Source organism: Nautilia sp. PV-1 (assembly GCF_004006315.1).
Lineage (GTDB): Bacteria > Campylobacterota > Campylobacteria > Campylobacterales > Nautiliaceae > Nautilia > Nautilia profundicola_A.
This window is the reverse complement of sequence record NZ_CP026530.1, coordinates 778469-800845: the sequence shown is the minus strand read 5'-3', so window position 1 is coordinate 800845 and position 22377 is coordinate 778469. Positions and strand designations below refer to the sequence as shown.

At 34.1% G+C, this 22377-nt stretch carries 25 protein-coding genes; 11 read left to right on the top strand and 14 right to left on the bottom strand.

Features of this window, described 5'->3' with window-relative positions; all coding sequences use genetic code 11:
* Nucleotides 1–8: 8 nt before the first annotated feature.
* The 12 genes from mnmE to fliW all read right to left on the bottom strand — a co-directional run bounded on the left by mnmE (nucleotide 9) and on the right by fliW (nucleotide 7969).
* A complete protein-coding gene (mnmE, locus tag C3L23_RS04345; RefSeq protein WP_371264358.1) occupies nucleotides 9–1346 on the bottom strand; it encodes a tRNA uridine-5-carboxymethylaminomethyl(34) synthesis GTPase MnmE in 1338 nt (445 codons plus the stop codon).
* Nucleotides 1306–1956, bottom strand: coding sequence for a Jag N-terminal domain-containing protein (locus C3L23_RS04340; RefSeq protein WP_127680203.1), 651 nt, complete (start codon nucleotides 1954–1956; stop codon nucleotides 1306–1308). The genes mnmE and C3L23_RS04340 overlap by 41 nt, the downstream gene beginning before the upstream one ends.
* Complete coding sequence (gene yidC, locus C3L23_RS04335) at nucleotides 1953–3491, bottom strand: membrane protein insertase YidC (protein WP_127680201.1); 1539 nt, start codon at nucleotides 3489–3491, stop codon at nucleotides 1953–1955. Before yidC ends, C3L23_RS04340 begins: the two co-directional genes overlap by 4 nt.
* Complete coding sequence (gene yidD / locus C3L23_RS04330; RefSeq protein ID WP_246831105.1) at nucleotides 3481–3813, bottom strand: membrane protein insertion efficiency factor YidD; 333 nt, start codon at nucleotides 3811–3813, stop codon at nucleotides 3481–3483. Before yidD ends, yidC begins: the two co-directional genes overlap by 11 nt.
* Entirely contained in the window at nucleotides 3776–4042 is a 267-nt protein-coding gene (rnpA, locus tag C3L23_RS04325; protein WP_246831104.1) for a ribonuclease P protein component, read from the bottom strand. Before rnpA ends, yidD begins: the two co-directional genes overlap by 38 nt.
* Before the next feature lie 20 nt (nucleotides 4043–4062).
* A complete protein-coding gene (gene rpmH, locus C3L23_RS04320; RefSeq protein ID WP_015901741.1) occupies nucleotides 4063–4197 on the bottom strand; it encodes a 50S ribosomal protein L34 in 135 nt (44 codons plus the stop codon).
* 38 nt (nucleotides 4198–4235) lie between these two features.
* Nucleotides 4236–4736 (bottom strand): ribosome hibernation-promoting factor, HPF/YfiA family, encoded by a 501-nt coding sequence (gene hpf / locus C3L23_RS04315; protein ID WP_127680197.1) that lies wholly within the window; start codon nucleotides 4734–4736, stop codon nucleotides 4236–4238.
* Between the two features lie 61 nt (nucleotides 4737–4797).
* Nucleotides 4798–5226, bottom strand: coding sequence for a hypothetical protein (locus C3L23_RS04310; protein WP_127680195.1), 429 nt, complete (start codon nucleotides 5224–5226; stop codon nucleotides 4798–4800).
* Nucleotides 5223–6209, bottom strand: a complete 987-nt coding sequence (locus C3L23_RS04305) for a prepilin-type N-terminal cleavage/methylation domain-containing protein (protein WP_127680193.1) — start codon at nucleotides 6207–6209, stop codon at nucleotides 5223–5225. Before C3L23_RS04305 ends, C3L23_RS04310 begins: the two co-directional genes overlap by 4 nt.
* Entirely contained in the window at nucleotides 6206–6880 is a 675-nt protein-coding gene (locus C3L23_RS04300) for a prepilin-type N-terminal cleavage/methylation domain-containing protein (RefSeq protein WP_127680191.1), read from the bottom strand. The genes C3L23_RS04305 and C3L23_RS04300 overlap by 4 nt, the downstream gene beginning before the upstream one ends.
* Nucleotides 6858–7595, bottom strand: a complete 738-nt coding sequence (locus C3L23_RS04295; protein ID WP_127680189.1) for a pyrroline-5-carboxylate reductase — start codon at nucleotides 7593–7595, stop codon at nucleotides 6858–6860. Before C3L23_RS04295 ends, C3L23_RS04300 begins: the two co-directional genes overlap by 23 nt.
* A complete protein-coding gene (fliW, locus tag C3L23_RS04290) occupies nucleotides 7592–7969 on the bottom strand; it encodes a flagellar assembly protein FliW (RefSeq protein ID WP_127680187.1) in 378 nt (125 codons plus the stop codon). Before fliW ends, C3L23_RS04295 begins: the two co-directional genes overlap by 4 nt.
* 140 nt (nucleotides 7970–8109) lie before the next feature.
* Between fliW and C3L23_RS04285 the strand changes: the two genes are divergently transcribed.
* From C3L23_RS04285 to cysE, 8 genes are read left to right on the top strand one after another with little or no spacing between them, the layout of a single operon-like run.
* Complete coding sequence (locus tag C3L23_RS04285; protein WP_127680185.1) at nucleotides 8110–10686, top strand: valine--tRNA ligase; 2577 nt, start codon at nucleotides 8110–8112, stop codon at nucleotides 10684–10686.
* The gene (gene bamD, locus C3L23_RS04280) at nucleotides 10679–11302 is read left to right on the top strand and encodes an outer membrane protein assembly factor BamD (protein ID WP_127680183.1); all 624 of its coding nucleotides are present in this window, start codon (nucleotides 10679–10681) and stop codon (nucleotides 11300–11302) included. The genes C3L23_RS04285 and bamD overlap by 8 nt, the downstream gene beginning before the upstream one ends.
* A 9-nt stretch (nucleotides 11303–11311) precedes the next feature.
* On the top strand, nucleotides 11312–13636 hold the full coding sequence (gene lon / locus C3L23_RS04275) for an endopeptidase La (protein ID WP_127680181.1): 2325 nt from the start codon (nucleotides 11312–11314) through the stop codon (nucleotides 13634–13636).
* A 12-nt stretch (nucleotides 13637–13648) separates the two neighbouring features.
* Entirely contained in the window at nucleotides 13649–14245 is a 597-nt protein-coding gene (gene flgA / locus C3L23_RS04270) for a flagellar basal body P-ring formation chaperone FlgA (protein ID WP_127680179.1), read from the top strand.
* Between the two features lie 12 nt (nucleotides 14246–14257).
* A complete protein-coding gene (locus tag C3L23_RS04265) occupies nucleotides 14258–14773 on the top strand; it encodes a UbiX family flavin prenyltransferase (protein ID WP_127680177.1) in 516 nt (171 codons plus the stop codon).
* Nucleotides 14773–15237 carry a pantetheine-phosphate adenylyltransferase gene (gene coaD, locus C3L23_RS04260; RefSeq protein ID WP_127680175.1) on the top strand — a complete coding sequence of 155 codons (465 nt, stop codon included), beginning with the start codon at nucleotides 14773–14775 and terminating at the stop codon, nucleotides 15235–15237. The genes C3L23_RS04265 and coaD overlap by 1 nt, the downstream gene beginning before the upstream one ends.
* Entirely contained in the window at nucleotides 15237–15821 is a 585-nt protein-coding gene (gene tmk, locus C3L23_RS04255; protein WP_127680173.1) for a dTMP kinase, read from the top strand. The genes coaD and tmk overlap by 1 nt, the downstream gene beginning before the upstream one ends.
* Nucleotides 15799–16500, top strand: coding sequence for a serine O-acetyltransferase (gene cysE / locus C3L23_RS04250; RefSeq protein WP_127680171.1), 702 nt, complete (start codon nucleotides 15799–15801; stop codon nucleotides 16498–16500). Before tmk ends, cysE begins: the two co-directional genes overlap by 23 nt.
* A 5-nt stretch (nucleotides 16501–16505) precedes the next feature.
* Here the strand turns inward: cysE and C3L23_RS04245 are convergent, their stop codons facing one another.
* Together C3L23_RS04245 and ppk2 are read right to left on the bottom strand one after the other, a co-directional pair.
* Nucleotides 16506–18863: a methyl-accepting chemotaxis protein gene (locus C3L23_RS04245; protein ID WP_127680169.1), complete on the bottom strand. Its 2358-nt coding sequence runs from the start codon at nucleotides 18861–18863 to the stop codon at nucleotides 16506–16508.
* A 34-nt stretch (nucleotides 18864–18897) separates the two neighbouring features.
* Entirely contained in the window at nucleotides 18898–19806 is a 909-nt protein-coding gene (ppk2, locus tag C3L23_RS04240; protein WP_127680167.1) for a polyphosphate kinase 2, read from the bottom strand.
* A gap of 84 nt (nucleotides 19807–19890) precedes the next feature.
* Between ppk2 and C3L23_RS04235 the strand changes: the two genes are divergently transcribed.
* From C3L23_RS04235 to C3L23_RS04225, 3 genes are read left to right on the top strand one after another with little or no spacing between them, the layout of a single operon-like run.
* Nucleotides 19891–21060: a pyridoxal phosphate-dependent aminotransferase gene (locus tag C3L23_RS04235; protein ID WP_127680165.1), complete on the top strand. Its 1170-nt coding sequence runs from the start codon at nucleotides 19891–19893 to the stop codon at nucleotides 21058–21060.
* Nucleotides 21053–21334 (top strand): Dabb family protein, encoded by a 282-nt coding sequence (locus C3L23_RS04230; protein WP_127680163.1) that lies wholly within the window; start codon nucleotides 21053–21055, stop codon nucleotides 21332–21334. Before C3L23_RS04235 ends, C3L23_RS04230 begins: the two co-directional genes overlap by 8 nt.
* A 2-nt stretch (nucleotides 21335–21336) precedes the next feature.
* Entirely contained in the window at nucleotides 21337–22377 is a 1041-nt protein-coding gene (locus C3L23_RS04225; RefSeq protein WP_127680161.1) for a GGDEF domain-containing protein, read from the top strand.

The following is a 22377-nucleotide window of genomic DNA, read 5'->3' as shown; positions in this document are numbered from 1 at the left end:
TCCTTTGTTTATTTTCCTACGCAAAAGCTTCCGAACATTTTATCAAGCATCTCGTCATATTCGAAAGGTTTTGTAATTTCGCTTATAGCTTTAATAGCATCCTGTATATGATAACTGAAAAGTTCGAGCTCTCCGGTTTTTAAAAATTCATTAGATTCTTCTATGGATTTAACGGCCTTTTCTACAGCTGATATCTGTCTTGCCGAAATAAGAATATGTTCATCCTCTCCGCTGTAATTGTCAAGAAGCTCTTTTAGTTTCGCAATTAAAGGAGATATATCTTCTTTTGCAGATATTTTAACACTCGGAAGAGAGCCGAATATATCAGTATCGAAACTGATGCCTTTATCAATTTTATTAATTATTACAATTACGTCTTTATTGCTGTTTTTTATTAAATTTAGAATTTCTTCATCTTCTGAATCAAATTCTCCGGCGTCAAATACAGCCAGAACTATATCAGCTTCTTTTATTGCTTCTTTGCTCCTTTGCACGCCTATCTTTTCTATTTCGTCTTTAGCGGCTCTTATTCCGGCCGTATCAATAATTCTGATTAAATGTGACCCTATTTGGATATCTTCTTCTATCGTGTCTCTTGTCGTGCCTGCAATGTCGCTTACAATTGCCCTTTGCTTATTTAAAAGAGCATTTAAAATAGAGCTTTTACCAACATTGGGCTTACCTATGATAGCAACCTTGTAGCCGCTAAGCATTCCTTCTCTTCGTTTGCTGGCTTCTAACGTATGGTTAAGCAGTTTTTTTATGGTATCAAGTCTCTGTTCTATTTCATATCCTAAAGTTTCAGGCAGATCTTCTTCGGCATAATCGATAAAGACTTCTGTATAAGCCATTATTTCTACAAGTTTTTCTCTGACTTCATTAACAAATTTAGCAAGGTCACCGTCAAGCTGCCTTGATAAAAGTTTTGCTCCCTCTCGCGACCTTGTTTCTATAAGTTTAGCAATCGCCTCAGCCTGTGAAGCGTCTATTTTACCGTTTAAAAAAGCCCTTTTAGTAAATTCGCCCGGCATTGCCGGTCTGGCACCGTAATTAAACAGCGTTTCAAGCACCAGCCTGCTGACAACAACTCCTCCATGACATTGAAACTCTACTATATCCTCTCCGGTAAAAGAATTAGGGGCTTTAAAATATATAACAAGCCCTATATCGATAAGGTCATTATTATTGTCATACAATTTTGAAAGTGTTGCGATTCTTGGCTGAAGATTTTTTTTTGTAAGTTTTTTTGCAATATCTAGAGCATTGTCTCCGGAAAGTCTGACTATTGAAATGGCGCCGACGCCGTTAGGCGTGGCTATTGCCGCTATCGTTTCCATGTTTTTCACCTATAACAACAAATTTTTCACCGTTTCTTTCTTTTATAGCAACATATCTGTCAGGAAATTCTTCTCTTAATATTTCAAGTGCGATAAAAGCAAGTATTCCGTCAAATGGTTTTGTTTTGCCATAGCCTCTTTCTTTAACCCTTTCAATAAAAGGCACCAAAAAGCTTCTTAACATTTCTTCCTGGGTTTTTAAAAATTCGGCAATTTCAAGTCTAACTTTAAATCCGTATTTTTGATTTATCCAGCTGTAAAGCATAAAATTCAGCGCATTGTATCTGTATCCTTCTTTTCCTATAAGTAACGCTGCGTCTTCCCCGTCGATTTTAATATATACGGTTTCTTCATCGTATTTACTTACTTCAAACGTGTCAAGATTAAAACAGGACTTAGAAAAAAGGTATTTTAAATGTTCCTGTATTTCAGGAATAACATTATCAATATCTCTTTGGATGTTTTCTTCAACTTCTATAATGGCGGTCTTTGAAAAAAGGCCGAAAAGGCCGCGGCTAGGATACTGGATTATTTTTACCTCTAAATCTGTAACTGAACAGTTTAGTTTTTTAGCAGCTTCGTAATAGGCGTCTTCAAGAGTTTTTGCCTCTACTTTCATTTTTTAGCCTTTGAAGCCATAATTCTGTTAATTAACCACTGCTGAGCTATTGACAATATGTTATTTGTTGTCCAGTATAATACCAGCCCTGCAGGGAATGTAGCCATCATAAATGTAAAAATAAGCGGTAAGAACTTAAATATTTTTTCCTGCATTGGATCTTGGAAATTTGTAGGAGTAAGTCTTTGATGAATATACATACTCACACCCATTAACACAGGTAAAATAAAATACGGATCCATAGCGCTTAAATCGTGAATCCATAAAAATGAAGCGCCTTTTAATTCAATTGCATATAATAAAAGCTTGTAAATACCGTAAAATACAGGTATTTGAAGAACTAGCGGCAAACATCCTCCAAGAGGATTTGCACCGTGTTCTTTATAAAGCTTCATCATATGCTGCTGAAGTTTTTGAGGGTCTTTTTTGTATTTCTGCTGTATTTCTTTCATTTTAGGAGCAAGCTCTTTAAGTTTATACATGCTTACCATTCCCTTATATGTTAGAGGGAACAGAACAAGTCTTACCAAAATAACGAGTAATATAATTGCAATACCCCAGTTTCCGACTATTTTATAAAAGAAATCCAATACGAAAAACAGATTTTTTGCAAAGAATGTACCTACTCCGTACTGAACTACATCTACAAGCTGAGGATTTATAGCTTTTAAAGTATCTACGAATTTAGGTCCGATATAACCTATAAAATCTCTGTTGTCGTCAGCTTTGATAAAGGCAACAGGATTTTGTTCATTATCAGGCTGAATTACAACGCTGTAAGGTTTTTTTGAAAACAGAAGTGTTGTATAGTATCTGTCGAACTCTGCAGTTACAACGGCGTTATCTATAGTTTCAGTTTCTGCGTCTCCGTCCTTTACAATTGTAAGGGTGCCGTCGCTTTTCTTAACAACCAGACCGTGAATAGTAAGTTTGTCTACCGCAACATTCGGTCTGTATCCCGGAGTAACATAATATATAGCCGGTTTGGAAAGTTTAATTTTTACATCATAATGCCCGTCTGGATAAAATGTAATTATTTTTGTGAGCTGTAATGTTTTTAAGTTTTGCGTAATTGTCAATGCCTGAGGTTTGTTATTTAAAACAATACTGCTTTTATCGGCTTTTACAGGTACTGTGAAAGCCAGTTTGTTAAGCTGCTGATTTTCAAATCTGATTTCAAGAGGTTTAGGCAGTTTAGAGTTAACAAGCTGTAAATGTTTACCGTTTTTTGTGTTAAATTTATTTTGTTTAAGTTTAAAACTGCTTATTCTACCTAAAGCGTCTATTTTGATTTCAAAATTTTTAGAAGTTATTGTAGCAACCGTTTTTATGTTTTGCTGTTTTTTAATTTGTGTTTTAATTGTTTCGTTTGAGTTTGTTTTAGTGTTTGTGACAGTTTTTTGAGTTTTATTCTGTTCTATCTGCGCTGCAGCTTTCTGATTCGGTGTTAACACGAAATAATCATATGCAACAAAAAACGCAAAAGATATGACTGTAGCAATTAATATTCTTTTTAATTGTCCGTTATTCTCCATATTCGACCTTTATTACTATATATTGATCTTTTTTATTAGTAGGTACAAGCCAGTATTTTAATTTAGGCTTTTTAATAAAAAAGGTTGTTTTTATTTTTCTTTTAACAACAGGGAAATCTATACCGCCTTTAAATAACTGGTTACACGTTAAAAAGCGTACAGTTGATTTAAAAACAGCCCTTAAAAAAGTATCGTTTTCTAATTCAATTTTTGCATATTCTGAACAGCTAGGATAATATCTGCAATTATTGCCCAGCAAGGGACTGATAAACAATTGATAAAAACTAATTAATTTTAGTGGCAAGTTTTTTAAACTCTTCATAAAGTTTTTCAAAATCATATTCCGATATGTCTTTTTTGGCAACTATTGCAAATCCGCCATTGCTTAACAAATTATAGGCAATGTATCTGATTCTTCTTTTTATTTTATTTCTGATTACCGCTTTTTTGGAAATTTTTTTAGAAACTATAGGCGACACTTTTAAAGTGTCGGAGGGAAGATAATACAATAAAAAATTATCGCTATAAAATCTCTTCCCTTTTTTCAACACATCTTTTATTTCTTTTTTATTTAAACCGCTAATCTTTTTCTACCTTTAGCTCTTCTTCTAGCTAATACTTTTCTTCCGTTTTTAGTCTTAAGTCTGGCTCTGAACCCGTGAGTTCTTTTTCTTCTGATTTTACTTGGTTGATAAGTTCTTTTCATTTATTCTCCTTTTTTTTGACGGAATTTTAACAAAAAAATCAATATAATCCTAATTTTCCGTCTTTTCTTCTATAAATAACTCTTTTTTCTCCTTCAGTATCTTTAAATACCATAAAATATAAACCTGAGTTTTTAAATTCTTCTTTTGCTTCGTCAATTGTAAGAGGTTTTTCAATATCTAAAGGCATTTCTACGATTTCATCCTGCTCGTCTTCGACAATCAGCTCTTCGATTCTGTCTTTTTTACGATAATCGGTGATTTTATCGTGATATCTTCTTAGAAGTTTTTCAAGTTTGTCTTTCGCTTTGTCAAGTGCGGCATACATATCTTTATCTTTATAATGTACTACTGCCGTACCTTTATCAGGAATATTCATAATTATTTCCACTGTAAAGAAATCTCTTTTATCTTTTTCAATTGTTACAATTGAATGTAAAATTCCTAAATTATATTTTTCTACTTCGCTTACTACTTTTGAAATATGGTCTTTCATAGCTTCAGTAAGCTCTACATTCCTACCAACTATTGTTACGTTCATGGTACTCCTTTCTAATTAAATAACAAACTAACCGTTTGTTATTTAAATTATAACCTATATATTAAGGATTTTGAAGAGTAAAACGAACTTTTCTTATGTGAAAATTTGGATTTTTAGAAGCAACGGTTACATAAACCAGTACGCTGCCGTTTGTATCCGCCGTTTTGATTTCACTGCATTTACACCCGCTCCATATTACCGAAGAACAGTTACCGTCTATAAAATAATGATATGTGACGTTTATATCAAATAGATTATCACTCATATGTATTTTATTCAGGCACTTGTTTGTTGAATTTATTTCATGCCCCTGCAAAGCAAGTATTGCGTATTCCGTGGCGCTTTTGAGCATTAAATTTGCTCTTGTATCCATAAAACTTCTTGATACATGTACATTTGAAGCTGAACTGAATTTAAGAATCATTACTCCTATTATAGACATAACAACAATAAAAACTATCGTAATAATCATACTGAACGATTTTCTCAAAATACCACCTTTTCTTTACATAATGTAAGATTGTAATCAGTCAGTTTGGCACTAGGAGAGGTTATACATAAATACAGTCTGAGAACCCCTCCCTCTTCTTTAAATTTAAACTGCGTTACGTGTGTAGCCAAAAGAGTGCTGTTTCCATCCATATACATTTCCGAATTCCAAGGGAAATAATTAAATCTTAGAGTCAGATTATAATCATGTGTAGCCGCATTATAAACAGGAACTATGGCCATTGCTCCCCTAACGATATAATAACCTTCATATACCGTTGTCGAGTTAGATTCAGTAATCGCCCTTAAAGCAAGTTTAGTATCGGATGTCGCGTTAATATCAAACACCCTCGTGGCACTATGTCCGTAATAACCGTATGAATTGTTTATATCATCAAAATCCCCTCTTCCGTCGCTGCCGCTGAATACCAGCACGTCAAACCTGTCATTAAATACATTGCCGGAATTAGGAACACCCCAGTCGTTAATCCATGCCTGGTCAATCTGCTGAACTACCGTAAAATTGCTGTCCGGAGTGGTTATGTTGTATTCATCTCCGTTTCCGGTTTTCGTATCTTTTAAATCGACAAAACCGCTCCATCCCGGCTGCACGTATTTTTTAGCCGGATTCCACATTCCTCTTTTTGAATACAGGGAAGTATAAAGCCATTCTATTACCGGATATTTATAACTATTAGCAGGTGTAAGACTGCTAATGGCTATAAAATTTTTATTACCGTTCGTAATACACTGATTGGTCGTCGCATTACATTCTACGGCTATTACACTGTTTTTGATTCTGTTTTCAAGTTTTGAAGCTATGATGTTAAGAGTCATATCCGTTTTTAAAGCCAGCTTGTTCAGCTCTTTGGTTTTTATATAGCTTTGAAAGGTGTTTTGCAGTATTTCTATAGATATAGTCCCTAAAATACCTAATATAACTATAACAATAATTAATTCCATTAAGGTAAATGATTTTCTCATCTGCTTATTTCCTCTAAAGATAAAAATTTGCTCGCACCGATGTTTGAAGTCGGATATCTTAACGTAATATTTGTATCCCCTACTTTACACCATACCGTAATAAGTTTTATGTTCGTATTGCTTGCAGGCGCAGAATAATTAAAACTGAAATTCATATCCTGGGCCGAATAATCCGCATTATCGCTTATATATTTGACATTAACGTTTATAACGTAATTCAAAAAATTTTCATGATATCCGTTAAAATCGTCAACATCGTCATAAGTGGAAAGATCGCTAGCGTTTTCTCCGGGATCAAGACCTATAGCGGAAGTAGTATAATTTGTGCCGCTTCTTAAAATATTGTTATTGAATTCAGCCTTTGCTACTCTGCTTGTTTTTCCTGCGTATAATGAGGAATGATTATTTAAAAGCTCGCTGTCTCCGCCTGTGGCGTTCAAATCTTTATAAAAATTATCGCCGACGGTATTGTTTTCGTCAAAATATCTTGCGTTTATTAATGAAAGTACGGTAAATTCCTGAAAAAACACCTCTTCTTTCATTACCTGTTTATTTGCTCCGGTCATTGTCTGAAAAATAAAAGGGAATGTAGTCATTACTATTCCCAAAATAATAATCGATACTAATACCTCAAAAAGAGTAAACCCTTTAGATATTTTTAGATTTTTCATAAGTGTTTTTTACTGCCTTTATTATTTTCCCTCTTACGCCTTCGTTTTCAAGAGTATATATACCTTCAGCCGTTGTTCCTTTAGGAGACATTACGGAGTCTTTAATTTCGGCAAAATTATCCTCAATTGAAGCAAAACTTTTAAACAGTCCTTTTGTCAGCTCCGCAGCTTTATCTCTTTTAAGCCCTATATAAACACCTCCGTCACTAAACGCTTCCGCAATTATTGCAAGATAAGCCGGTCCGCTTCCGATAATTGCAGTAGCCATATCTATCTCATCGTCATTTTCCATCCATACAACAGTGCCTATTTTGGAAAATATTTCTATAGCAAGTTCTTTTGCTTCGGAATCTCCTGTCAAAGCGGTAGTTGAAGCTTTATATTTTGCAGCGACATTAGGCATAGCTCTTATATAGGCTTTTGCTTTAATCCTTTGCAGATCCAGAAGACTTTTGCCTGCAAGTATAGATATAAGTACATCCGCCTCTCCTTTTAGCCTCATAGATACTTCCTGAAGCGCGTAAGGTTTAACGGTAAGCAAAACCGTTTTGCCTGTGATATCAAAACCGTCAAGTTCATAAAAAGCGCATCCGAATTCTTCAGCAAATTTCTTAAGCTTTTTCGTATCTCTTCCGACAACGGCAAATTCCATTTCCCCTTTTAAGCCGGAAGCAATAGCCCTGGCCATTGAACCGTATCCGAGTATATATATCATTCTTCGCTCTTTATAAAGTTTTTTAAAGGTTCGGTCAGTCCGTATCCGTATTTTTCAAGAATAATCTGTCCCATTTTATTTTTATCAAGGTTAAAAATCAAAGGAGCGGCAAAATTAACGGTTGATTCTAAAAACGGTTTATTCACTATCATTATATTCAAAACAAGAAATTTGCTGTTTTCGTCAAGTTCTAATATTTTCTGTTCTTTTTCGCTTATTTCAAAATCATAGTCTTTTCTGACTAAAAACGGATTTATTAACGTAAATGCGATATTATCGTTTTTAAGTGTATAAAAATTATCATCTATTTTTTCTAATTCGAATTCTTTTATATTTTCGAATCCGAGTACCGGTAAAACAACTTCAAACTTCATTTTTTTCCTTTTTTAAATGAATCAAGCAATTGATATTCCTAATTATATCACAAAAAAAATTTTTATTATTTACTTTAAACGCCTTAAATCTTAACATCTAAACTATTTATAGTATAATTGCACGAAAAAAGGATTTATTAATGAGAGAATATAATCCTCACGATATTGAACAGAATTTTTATAATTTATGGGAAAATAAAGGTTTTTTTAAGGTAGATTATTCTAAAAAGAAAAATTTCTGCATCGTAATGCCCCCTCCTAACGTAACAGGAAGCCTGCATATCGGACATGCCCTGACATTTACACTGCAGGATATTATGGTCAGATACAAAAGAATGGACGGATATGCCACTTTATGGCAGCCCGGTACCGACCATGCGGGAATTGCTACACAAAATGTTGTAGAAAAACAGCTTCTTGCAGAAGGGATTACAAAAGAAGAAATCGGACGTGAGGAGTTTTTAAAAAGAGTCTGGAAATGGAAAGAGTATAGCGGCGGAACAATCACCAAGCAATTAAGACACCTCGGAGCTTCTCCTGCATGGAGCAGAGAACGTTTTACAATGGATGAAGGTCTTCAAAGAGCCGTAAGGGTAGCGTTTAAAAAACTGTATGAAGAAGGCCTTATCGTAAAAGGCAACTATATGGTTAACTGGTGTCCTAAAGACGGGGCGCTCAGTGACATAGAAGTGGAATACGAAACACACAAAGGCCAGCTTGTACATATAAAATACCCTATTAAAGACAGTGACGAATTTGTAGTGGTTGCCACTACAAGACCGGAGACGTATTTCGGTGACACGGCTGTTATGGTAAATCCGGAAGACGAAAGATACAAACATTTAATAGGCAAAAAAGTAATCCTACCGCTTGTAAACAGGGAAATTCCTATTATTGCGGATGAATACGTAGATATGGAATTCGGGACAGGATGTGTAAAAGTTACTCCCGCACATGACCCGAACGACTACGAAGTAGGACTCAGACACAACCTTGAAATAATCAAAGTATTTGATGAAAAAGGTATCTTAAACGAACATGCCCTTGAATTCAAAGGACGCGACAGAATAGAAGCCAGAGAAGATATAATTAAAAAACTTGAAAGTGAAGGATTTATTGAAAAAATCGAAGAGCACACACACCAGGTCGGACACTGCTACAGATGTAAAAGTGTAATTGAACCGTATGTTTCAACTCAGTGGTTTTTGAAAAAAGAAGTAGCGATCCCTGCGATTGAAGCGGCAAACAGAGGCGATGTGAAGTTTCATCCGAAACAGTGGAAAAACAACTACGACGCATGGATGAGGGAGCTCAGAGACTGGTGTATAAGCAGACAGCTTTGGTGGGGGCACCAGATTCCTGTATATTACTGCGACGAATGCGGACATGAGTGGGCAAGCGTTGAAGAACCGACAGAATGTCCGAAATGTAAAAGCAAAAATTTTCATCAGGACCCTGACGTACTCGATACTTGGTTCAGCTCGGCACTCTGGCCATTCTCAACACTCGGATGGGAAAACGGCGAATGGGGTAAAGGCGAAAAATGGATGCCTGAAGACCTTGAGAGATTTTATCCAAACAACCTTTTAATTACCGGGTTTGACATTCTTTTCTTCTGGGTTGCCAGAATGATGATGATGGGTACGCATTTCCTAAAAGACGTGCCGTTTAGAGACGTATACCTGCATGCTCTCGTCAGGGACGAACACGGACAGAAAATGTCTAAATCTAAAGGAAACGTAATAGACCCTCTTGAAATGATTGAAAAATACTCAGCAGACGCGCTTAGATTTACTCTGGCTATTCTTGCGGTCCAGGGAAGAGATATTAAACTCAGCGAAGCAAAACTGATTGAGAGCAGAAACTTTACAAACAAATTATACAACGCTGCAAGATTTTTAAAAATGCACAGGGATAAATTTGAAGATCTGGATAATACCGAGATTAAAACAGACCTTGGAAAATGGATGCTTTACAAACTAAATGAAGCCACAAAACAGGTTAGACGCGAGCTTGACGAATACAGATTTAACGACGCGGCCATGACGCTTTACAGATTCTTATGGCAGGATTTCTGCGACTGGGGAATCGAGCTTAGCAAAGTAAGCAAAGAGTCAATTACAGAGCTTGGAAGCATCTATAAAGAGGCAATGAAACTTCTTCATCCGTTTATGCCGTTTATTACAGAGTTTTTATATCAGGAGCTTTCACTAACAGATATTGAAAACAATTCTATTATGTTAAAAGATTTCCCTCAGGTTAAAGAAATTGAAAAACCGGCTGATTTCGATATGATTATCGAAGCAATCGTAAGCCTCAGAAGAATCAAAGCCCTTACGGGTGCGAAAGAGATCAAAAAAGCATATGTATTAGCCGACCTTCCGGAACTTGCAAAAGAATACATTAAAAAGCTTGCACGTGTAAACGAAGTTGAATTTGTAAATTCTCAAATTCCAAACGCCATAAGAGATATAAGCGACAATCTCGAAACTATGGTCAGCAAAGAGGAAGTGGACATTACGCCTCTGATTGAAAGACTCACCAAACAAAAAGAAAAACTGAATAAAGAAATAGAAAAACTTGAGAAAAAACTTGCAAATAAAAACTTTGTAGAACGCGCTCCTCAAGAGGTTGTAGAAAAAAACAGAAACGAATTAAACGAATTTAAAGAAAAACTTCAAAAAATCGAAGAAGAATTAAGGAAATTAAATGACTAAAAAAACAGCCCTTTTGATACTCCCTTTTTTATTTTTAGGATGTTCTACAAAAAACGTAACCCATTCTCAAAATCTTACAGCGCTTAGCTGGCATTACAAAATTTATAAAGATATACAAAATTCAAACTTAGACCAGGCCGATGAAGACTTTATTTCATTAGAAGCCGAACACCCGGCTTCCATTTATATAAAAACGGATCTGCTTAACCTGTATTTAGCACACCTTGCAAACAAAGAATACGACCTTGCAAAGTTTTACATAAACGAATATGAAAAACGTTATGCTTCTCCTAAAGAAATTCCTTGGATAGAATATCAGAAAATAAAACTAAATTATTTAAGCTATACGAACGCATACACAAACCAGGAAAAATTACTGAATATTATCACTATGTGCAATAATTACCTTTTAAACTATCCCGATTCAAGTTTTGCGCCGGAAGTATCTACTGTTTTGGCAAAAGCCGAATTGACAAATAAATATTTAGATGATAAAATAAGTAAACTATATAAAAAACTTGACAAACCTAAAGCTTCAGAACTTTATAAAGTAAAAATTCCTAAAGATTCAAAACCGCCGGTTATTCCATGGTACAAAAAACTATTTTATTGGTAAGGAGAAAAATTGACATTAGAAAATTACGCAAAGCTGCCTAGTATAATACCCGTTTTAAAAGAAAAAGAATTAATATATCCTTTTATGATTATTCCTATATTTTTAGAAGACAAAAACGATATTATTGCCGCTCAAAAAGCTATAAACGATCATTCTTTACTTTTCGTTTCGATAAATGACGATATCGGAACATACGGAACGATAGGTACTATTATAAGAAAGGTTACACTGCCTGAAGGCAGAGTCAAAATCCTTTTCCAGGGTCTTGTCAGAGGAAAAATACTTGAAATTACTGACAAAAACCCTACAATGGCTTTGATAGACAAAGTCGAAGCGCATACCGACGCAAGTAAAAAAGAGATAGGCGCCCTGCTCGAAACGCTTAAAGAACATATAATAACATTAAGCGACTTAAGTCCTTTTTTCCCTAAAGACTTTATCAAAATAATAGACAACAACAGCGATGCGGACAGAATTATCGATATAATCGCCAGCTCTTTAAAACTGCCGGTAGAAAAAGGGTATGAGCTCTTTAAAGAAACGGATACACACGAAAGACTTGTAAAATTAATTCATTTTATTCTTGAAGAAATTGAATCTATAAAGCTTAAAAACGAACTATCCAAAAAAGTAATGGAACAGGTCCAGGAAGCCAACAGAGAGCATCTGCTAAAACAGCAGCTTAAACTAATTCAGCAGGAGCTCGGAATTACAAACGAGCTTGAAGAAGAAATAAAAGAATATTATGAAAAGCTTGAAGAGCTTAAGCCTTATATGCCTCAAAACGCATACAAAGAAATCAAAAAACAGATTGACCGTCTAAGCAGAATGCACCCGGAAAGCGCTGAGGCTACCACCACTCAAAACTATATAGAGTGGACTCTTGAAATTCCTTTCGGAAAATACGCAAAAGAAGAATTCAGTATAGAAGAGCTCAAAAACAGACTGGACACCGACCATTACGGCCTTAAAAAACCTAAAGAAAGAATAGTCGAATATTTTGCGGCAAAAGAACTTGCTAAATTAAGAGACAACGACTTTAACGGTGCGATTTTATGTTTTGTTGGTCCTCCGGGAGTCGGTAAAACCTCACTGGCAAATTCAATAGCAAAATCCCTCGACAGAGAGCTTGTAAGAATTGCTTTAGGAGGACTTGAAGACGTCAACGAACTCAGAGGCCACAGAAGAACATATATAGGCGCAATGCCGGGAAGAATCGCTCAGGGACTGATTAACGCTAAACAGATGAATCCCGTAATGGTTTTAGATGAAATAGACAAAGTCGCAAGATACAGAGGAGACCCTACCGCCGTGCTGCTTGAAATTTTAGACCCAGAACAAAACAGCGCGTTTAGAGACCTTTATCTGAATTTTGATCTGGATTTAAGCAAAGTGCTGTTTATCGCCACCGCAAACGATCCAAGTACAATTCCCGGGCCTCTTAAAGACAGAATGGAAATGATTTTCGTAGGAAGCTACACTCCTCAGGAAAAATTCGAAATTGCAAAAAGATATCTGATTCCTCAGGAGCTTAAAAAACATTCTCTTAAAAAAAGCGAAGTAACAATAACAGACAAAGCGCTTGTGGAAATAATTGACAAATACACCAAAGAAGCAGGAGTCAGAAACTTAAGACGCGTAATTGCAAAAATAATGAGAAAAGCCGCCTTAAAAATCATTCAGGGTGAGAAAAAAGTCAGAATAAGCATTAAAAATCTTGAAGAATTTTTAGAAAAAGGCTATTACGGTATCGACAGCGTCGATAAAAAAGACAAAGTGGGCGTGGTAAACGGCCTTGCGTGGACTCCTGTGGGAGGAGATGTTTTAAGGGTTGAAGCCGTTAAATACAGAGGCAGAGGCCAGGTTATTTTAACAGGTCAGCTCGGTGACGTTATGAAAGAATCGGCTCATATCGCCTATACCCTTATTAAAGTTTTGATAGACAATAAAAAATTAAAAGTCGCAGAACGCTCAAAAGATCCGATATATTCAAAATACAATATCCATATCCACGTGCCTGAAGGCGCCATTCCGAAAGACGGCCCAAGTGCGGGTATTACAATGACTACCGCAATTGCAAGTTTGTTTACAAACAGAAAAGTAAAAGCAGACGTAGCAATGACGGGCGAAATAACCCTGACCGGAGACGTGCTTCCAATAGGCGGGCTTAAAGAAAAACTTATAGCCGCATATAAAGCTAAAATAAAAAAAGTTCTTATACCTGAAAAAAATTATCAAAGAGACCTTGACGACATTCCGGAAGAAGTTAAAGAAGGACTGGAAATAATTCCTGTTAAAAGAATTGAAGAAGTATTACAAAATGCACTTACATAATGGAAATTAAAAATGAAAAAACTTTTATTTTTATTTATTCCTTTTTTTCTTTTTGCTTCTGTTAAAGAAGAAATTATAAAGTTTTACAAAAACCATTACCCTTCTATTGAAATAATATCTGTTAATTTTAACAAACCTCTGCCTAAACATTATAAAAAAATCAGTTTCAGACTGGCAAACTATAAACTGCCCTCTTCTACCGTAATTATTGACGGAAAATATTATTTTTACAACATAAAAGCTTTTATAAAAGTGTATGTAGCAGTGAATGTAATAAGAGTCAATCAGCCTATTCTTCCAAACGTTGAACAAAAAACAATAAAATTCAGAAACTTTTATTCACAGCCCCTTACCAAAATCACATCTGATTTAGTCGCATCTAAAATTATTTCCAAAAATTCGGTAATAAACAAATCCAATACAAAAATAAGACCTACCGTCCTTGCGGGACAATCGGTAAGTGTATTGTTTGAAGATAAAAATATTGAAATTTACGCAAAAGGAACCGCTTTGCATGATGCAAACGCGGGAGAGCCGGAAAAAGTAAAAATTAATGGTAAAATATATGAAGGAACAGTCGATAAAAACGGAAACGTGATAATAAAATAAACAAGGCCATACATGAAAATATTAGTATGTATTAGCGGAGCAAGCGGTGTAAATTTAGGACTTAAATTATATAATCTGATCCCTTCCGAACATGAAAGGTTTTTAGTCCTCAGCGAAAATGCAAAAACCGTATTTGAAAAAGAAGAAAATATTTTTTTAGACAATGATATTGCCGCTGCTCCGGCAAGCGGCAGCTTCGGAATAGACATTACGTTTGTCGTGCCCTGCAGTATGAACACTCTTGCAAAAATAGCTTTAGGCATAACCGATAATTTAATTACCAGAAGCGCCCAAGTGGCTATTAAAGAGAAAAAAAAGCTGATTATCGCACCGAGGGAAATGCCTTTTAGTGAGATTTATCTCGAACACATGCTAAAACTCTCTCGTTTTCAAAATGTTATAATTGCACCGCCTGTACTGGCTTATTATAATAATCCGAAATCAATAGAAGATATTGAAATGTTTATGATAGGCAAATGGTTTGACCTTGCCGGAATCGAAAATAATTTATTCAAAAGGTGGAAATAGTGTATACAAAAGCGATTTATCCGGGCACATTTGACCCCGTGACAAACGGTCATTTGGATATTATAAAAAGAGCCTGTAAAATGTTTGATAAAATTATAGTCGCCGTTGCGGACAATAAAGACAAAAACACAATGTACTCTCTTGAAAAAAGAGTGGAACTTATGAAAAAAGCGACTGCCGATATGCCTAAAATAGAAGTAGACAGTTTTAATTCCCTGCTGGTAGATTTTGCAAAAGAAAAAGAGTGTAAAATAATTATAAGAGGCTTAAGGGCGGTAAGCGACTTTGAATATGAACTGCAAATGGGTTATGCCAACAAAAGTCTAGACACTGAAATTGACACTATATATCTTATGCCTAATCTTGAAAACGCTTTTATATCTTCCAGCGTTGTGAGAAGTATTTTAAAATATAACGGTGACATATCCCATCTCATACCTAAAGAAATTATTAAGGATTTATAATGTATATAGCTATAGAAGGAATCGACACTGCCGGTAAATCTACGCAGATAGAACTGTTAAAACAAGAATATGAAAAAAACATCATTTTTATTAAAGAACCCGGGTTTACAAAATTCGGTGAAAAAATAAGAAATATAATTTTTAACGACAACATATCTAAAAAAACGGAACTGTTTTTATTCCTGGCAGACAGGGCAGAAACGTTAGAGACGGTAATTAAACCTAATTTAAATAAAAAAATTATAAGCGACAGAAGCGTAATAAGCGGTATTGCATATGCAATGGAGTTTTTTGATTTTAATATGCTAGTAAACCTTAATAAATTCGCTACAGACGGAATATTTCCGGAGCTTGTTATAATTTTAAAATTAGATAAAGAAACATTGTCGTTCAGACTTTCTCAAAAAAATCACGACAATATTGAGAAAAGAGGAATTGAATATCTGTTAAATATTCAGGACAACATGGTAGAAGCCTGCAACAGACTGGAAATTCCATATCTGCTGCTGGATGCTTCAAAACCGGTAGATGAGATCAATTTCAGGATAAAAAAGGTGATCAGTGAGTATATGGACATTGATTAAAAAGGATTTTGAAGCCGTCAAAAACAGAGACCCGGCTTTTAAAAACAAAGTAGAACTTTTATACGCATATCCGGGAGTATGGGCTCTTGTAAATTACAGAATTGCCAACAAAATATATAAAAAGGGCTTTAAAAGATTTGCCCGCTTTATTATGTCAATAAATCAGTTTTTGACAAATATGGATATACATCCCGGAGCAAATATAGGAGAAAATGTATTTATAGACCACGGAATCGGCGTTGTAATAGGAGAAACCGCCATTATCGGCAACAACGTAACGATTTATCAGGGTGTTACATTAGGAGGTGTAAGTCTTAGTCCCGGCAAAAGACACCCTACCATAGAAGATGACGTAACAATAGGAGCAGGCGCAAAAATACTCGGAGATATAACTATAGGAAAAGGCAGCAAAATAGGTGCTAACTCCGTTGTAGTAAAAGATGTACCCCCTTATTCAACCGTTGTAGGAATTCCTGGTAAAATAATAAAAAGACAGGATTATTCGCCTCTTGCGCATAATAAACTTCCCGATATAGAAAAAGAGCTTTTTGAATACTTAATGGACAGAATTAAGGTGCTTGAAGAAGCGATTACAAATAACGATAAAGACATTATAGAAAAAGATGAAGAAATAGAGAAAAAATACAGAGATTACCTTGAAGCGTTAAAATATAAATAAAAACGTTAGAACTTATTTCGTTCTACGTTTTTAAGCATTGTATCGGCCATTTCTTTTACTTCATCAGCCACATTGTCAACTTCCGAAACAAGACCTTCCATTTCATGGGTTTTTTGATTTACTTCTTCAATTTTTGCAGTAGCAGAAGAAATTTCATCAGTCTGTTTAATTATAGCATCACCTATACTTGTAATAGACTGGGTAAGAATATTAATATTAGCATCAATCTCGCTTAAAGATTTTTGTGTTTTTTCAGCAAGCTTTCTTACTTCATCGGCTACAACAGCAAATCCTCTACCATGTTCCCCTGCTCTTGCAGCTTCTATTGCGGCATTAAGTGCAAGAAGGTTTGTCTGATCAGCTATTTCCTGAATAACATTTACAACATTTTTAATATCCTGAGACTGATCAACAACTGTTCTTGTCTGATTTGAAATATCAATAATTTCATTATTTAAATTTTGCATTACCGCTGACAGATGAGAAAGTTCTTCTGATGAGTTTTTAGCAACTTCTTTTAAGTAATCCATTTTTTCTTTTAATTCTGAAGATTTAAGCGTCAGAATTTCTCCATTGTCTTTATTTATTTTTAAAATATCCACTATTGTATCAATAACACTGTTAACGGCAATTTCTACTTTTCCTATTGCATTTTGTATTCTTTTAGTAAAATCTTTATTCATCGCACTGTCAAGTACAACAACTGTTTTATTAACATCAATACCAATTATTTTTTCCAAAGCATCCTGCATTTCATTAAATAACACTCTCACTCTTTCAAGTTCAGGATTTGCAGCTTTTTCTGTAATTCTGCCTTCTAAAACTCCTCTTTTCATCTTTTCAACTTCTCTTACCAGACCGCTAATCATATTAGCGTCCTGCATTAAATTTTCTTCTATTTTAGATATATTTTCATTGATGTTTTTAGCCATTACACCTAGTTCATCATTTGATTCTATATCTATTTTTTTTGCTTCATTCGTTTCTCTGTTTAAAAATTTAAAGAATTCCAAAAGTCCATTTTTAAGCTTTTCAACAGATTCAACAAGATTTTTAGAAATAGATACACCAATATATAAAATGAGAATTACCAGCAATAATGTCAATACACTGATAGTAATAATGAAAACGTAAGTTTTAGAAATAACTTCATCTATGTTTTTTAAAAGTTGCTGACCAATATTATCTGCAATTTTCTTAAATGCATTTATTCTTTGGGTAGAAATTTTTATCCAATCTGCAACACTTATAATATTTATATGTTTCCCATTACTAAGAGTTTTAAATGCGTTAATAGCCGGAGAATCATTTACTTTTACGATTTTATCAAGCTGTTTTATACTCATTCCCTCTTTATATGCTTTTACAACTTCAGGCAATCCGTTGTAATATTGTGTAAATACATCGTGTATTTTTTTAAGCTCAGCTTCTTCAATTTTAGAAGTTCCGTATTTTTTATACTCCTGAATTTCTTTTAACAGCTGTTTATAGTCTCTGTTAAATCTTTTTTCATATTTCTCTTTACCTCTTAAAACATAATTTTTAAAATTGTGAATCAGTCCGCCGTATCCGGCTAAATCTTTCATTTTAGAAACTATGGCAAGTTTTAAAGGTATAACCTGAAATTCTTTTCTGATTTCCGCTACTTTTTGTGAATATATTCTGGTTTTTGCATTCAAATCAGGAAGTTCTTCTAAAAGATTTTTTTGATTAACAATTGTAAAGTTCCAAGCGGTTAAAATTGTCTGATCCAAATTTCCAGTACTTAGCATATAAGCAATATACGCTCTTTCTTTACCAGCGTTTTCTGTAAGTATTAATATTTTAAAATATTTATTCATTTTATCATTAAGTTCTTCGTTTATGTAATATTTTGCAACTTCATCTTTTGTTTCCAAAAATGCTTTGTCTATATCAGAATAATATTTTATTTCATTTAACACATTAATTTTTAAATTATCGACTTCTTGACGGATTATAGGCAGTTTATCAAGCTTTTCAAAAGCTTCTTCATATCTTTTATATATATTTTCATCTAATTTTTTAAGCTGAATTTTTTCAATATAATGTTCTAATTCAGCAATTTTTTTATCAGTTTTTTTTCTTTGCTCTTTAAGCTGCAAAGCAAATTTTTTTCCATGATTTGCTATGTAAGCAGTACTAAGTCCCCTTTCTTTTTGAAGTTCAACCAAAGCATTAGACATATAATTAACAGTTAAAACAACAATTTTCTGATATGTTTTTTGTCTAGTAAGTTTAGAATATTGGGAATAAATCAAATAGCTTGCAAAAAGCACAACAAATGTTAACGGCACTCCTACCGCTATTAGTAATTTCTGTCGTATACTGAGATTTTTAAACATTAAAAGCCTTTTTTAAGATTGATTTTATCATATTTTAATCTATTTGTAAATTTTTTCTATGATATCTCTGCACTATATCAGGGTCAGGATGCAGAGATACTTTTGCGTCTTTTTTACCGTCATAAGGTATCTGAGAAAGAACATATCTTATACTTTCAAGTCTCGCCGTTTTTTTGTCGTTTGAATTAACAATAATCCATGGCGAATAACTCGTATGCGTTTTACTAAACATTTCCTCTTTGTAATGTGTTATTTCATCCCACAATTCCTGGGCTTTTTTGTCCACCGGCGAAAGCTTCCACTGTTTTAAAGGGTTCTTCATTCTCTCTTCAAATCTTTTTTTCTGCGTTTCTTTTGAAATGCTGAACCAGAATTTAATCATAATCATTCCATCATCAATTAAGGCATGTTCGATTTCAGGTACTTCCATCATAAATTTTTCATATTGCTCAGGCGTACAGAACCCAAACACCGGTTCGACTATAGCCCTGTTATACCAGCTTCTGTCGAAGAAAACAACCTCTCCCGGATCCGGAAGATGTTTGAAATATCTCTGAAAATAAAACTGGCCCGTTTCAACTTCTGTAGGCTTAGGAAGTGCCACTACTCTGTATTTACGAGGATTCAAATGTTCGGTAAATCTTTTTATGGCCCCGCCTTTTCCTGCGGCATCACGTCCTTCGTAAATTATCATCACTCTTTTTTTATTTTCGAAAACCCAATTTTGCAGTTTAATTAATTCTATTTGAAGTCTTATCAGTTCTTCTTCATATTCCACATCTCTTAAAACTTTTCGCAGTTTCTTTTTTCTTACAAGTCCTTTTAAACCCGTTTTTGTTCGAAGTTTTCTAAAAGCTTCTTCCAAAAAATCAAGTTTTTTCTGCAACTCTTCGTTTTTAATTTCTTTTTTTAAATCGTTAATCGTATTGAACAGTGTTTTCATGTATTACCTTTTATTTAATTTTATAATAAATCGGCAAAATCAAAAAAATATTATATAATTATGGTAAAAATATAAGGGTTAAGAATGTTTAGCAAAAGAATTGAAAAACTCTCTCCCTCTCTGACTATAGCCATATCCCAAAAAGCCAGAGACCTTAAAGCATCCGGAAGGGACGTGCTTGCTTTTAGTGCCGGAGAACCAGATTTTGACACTCCTGAAATAATAAAAGAAGAAGCGATAAAAGCAATAAACGAAGGATTTACCAAATATACTGCCGTTGCCGGTATTCCAGAACTTTTAGAAGCGATAAAAATAAAATTAAAAAGAGATAACGGGCTTGATTATTCAACAGACGAAATCATTGTCAGCAACGGCGCAAAACAGTCTTTATACAATATTATGGCCTGTCTTATTGAAAAAGACGATGAAGTAATAATTCCTGCACCGTACTGGGTTACATATCCCGAACTTGTCAAATACCACGACGGTGTTCCCGTTTCAATTCATACAACTGAAGAGACAAATTTCAAAATAACCCCTGAAATGCTTAAAAATACAATTACACCAAAAACAAAAATGCTTATTTTAACTTCTCCTAGCAATCCTACAGGAGCAGTTTATTCTAAAGAAGAGCTTTCGGCTCTTGCGGAAGTGCTTAAAGACACAGATATATGGGTCGTAAGCGATGAAATGTATGAAAAACTTATTTATGAAGGCGAATTCTGTGCAACTGCCAGTATAAACGAAGACATGCTTCAAAGAACCATTACGGTAAACGGCTTAAGCAAATCTCATGCAATGACAGGATGGAGATTCGGTTATCTTGCAACAAAAAATAAAGATTTGGTAAAAGCAATGACCAAACTCCAGTCACAAATGACTTCAAATATTAACTCAATAACACAAAAAGCGGCAATACCAGCTCTTTTAGGAAAAGCTGATAACGATGTTGAAATGATGAGAAAAGAATTCAAAAAAAGAAGAGATTTCGTATATGAACAATTTAATAAAATCCCTGGACTAAGTGCCGCAAAACCTCAGGGAGCTTTTTATATTTACGTTAACCACAAAGAAATAATGGAAGAGTCAATGGCATTTGCATTAACACTGCTTGAAGAAAAAGGTGTTGCCGTTGTTCCTGGCATAGGTTTCGGAAGCGAAGGATATTTCAGATTTTCATTTGCAACAGATATAGACACAATTAAAGCCGGAATTGAAAGAATTACTGAGTTTGTAAAGGGACTGAATGATTAGACACGTTGTGCTTTTTAAAACCAAAGAAGGTGCCCCTTTGCCTCTTTTTAAGGAAAAAATAGAAAACTTAAAACACAAAATACCTGAAATTCTTAATATAAATGTAGGTCTGGATATTAAGTTTGACCCTAATTCTTCCGATTTCTGTGTAATAACGGATGTAAAAAATATAAAAGATTTAGAAATTTATGCAAATCATCCGGATCATTTAGAAGTAATATCTTTTATTAAACCATATATAACGGAAAGGAAAGTAGTAGACTTTAAGGTATAAAAATGTTAATCAGATTAAAAAAAAGAGGCATGACCGCCTCAAGCCCTATTTTAGTTTTATTAATTTTAATATTATCCATAACTCTTTTTAACGGATATCTGCTTACTAAATCCTTAAAAAACTCTATTTACCAAGATGCTTTTTTAGTTAATAAATTAGGCCAAATTAGAGGTTCAATACAAAGATACGCCAAACTCAAACTGAACAACATATCAGCTGATTTCGTTAAAGAACAGATAGAAAACGATTTTAATATTATTAACCAGTTCGTTAAACAAAATTATATACCTGATGCTAAAAAACCTCATTTTTTGTATCTTTTAAAAAAAGTAAAACATGACTGGGATGAACTTAAAAAAGAAAAAAGCAAAGAATCTATTTTGATAACCAGCGAAAACTGTTGGAGTGAAGCTAATAATCTTACAAATTATGCTGAGCAGGTATCCGAATACAAAAAAAACAAACTTCTTAAAAAAGTGACTTACATTACTCTTGCAACCGCATTTTTGATACTATTGATAATATTCTTCGTATATTTTATGATAAAAAAAGGTCTTGAAAAAGAAAAAATTATTGATCCTCTTACTAAACTGTACAACAGAAGACATTTTATTGATAATTTTAACTATTTTATTGATCTATATGAAAGATATAAAAGACCGTTTTCAATTATTTTTCTGGACATTGACAATTTCAAACAGATAAACGATACATACGGCCACCAAAAAGGTGATGAAATATTAATTAACCTCTCAAAACACATAATGCATGAATTAAGAAACACCGATCTGGCTTTCAGATACGGAGGCGAAGAAATAGTAATAATTCTTCCTGAAACAGAGCTTTATGAAGCTTATCAGATTGCGGAAAGACTGAGAGAAAGCATCAAAAACAAAATAAAAATAAAATCAAAACCGGTAACTGTAAGTATGGGCGTCGGAACTTATGACGGAGAAGGCATGTTCTCATTTATAGAAAGAGTTGACGAAGCGGTTTATGAAGCAAAAAGAAAAGGAAAAGACAGAGTTATTATCAGTAAATAA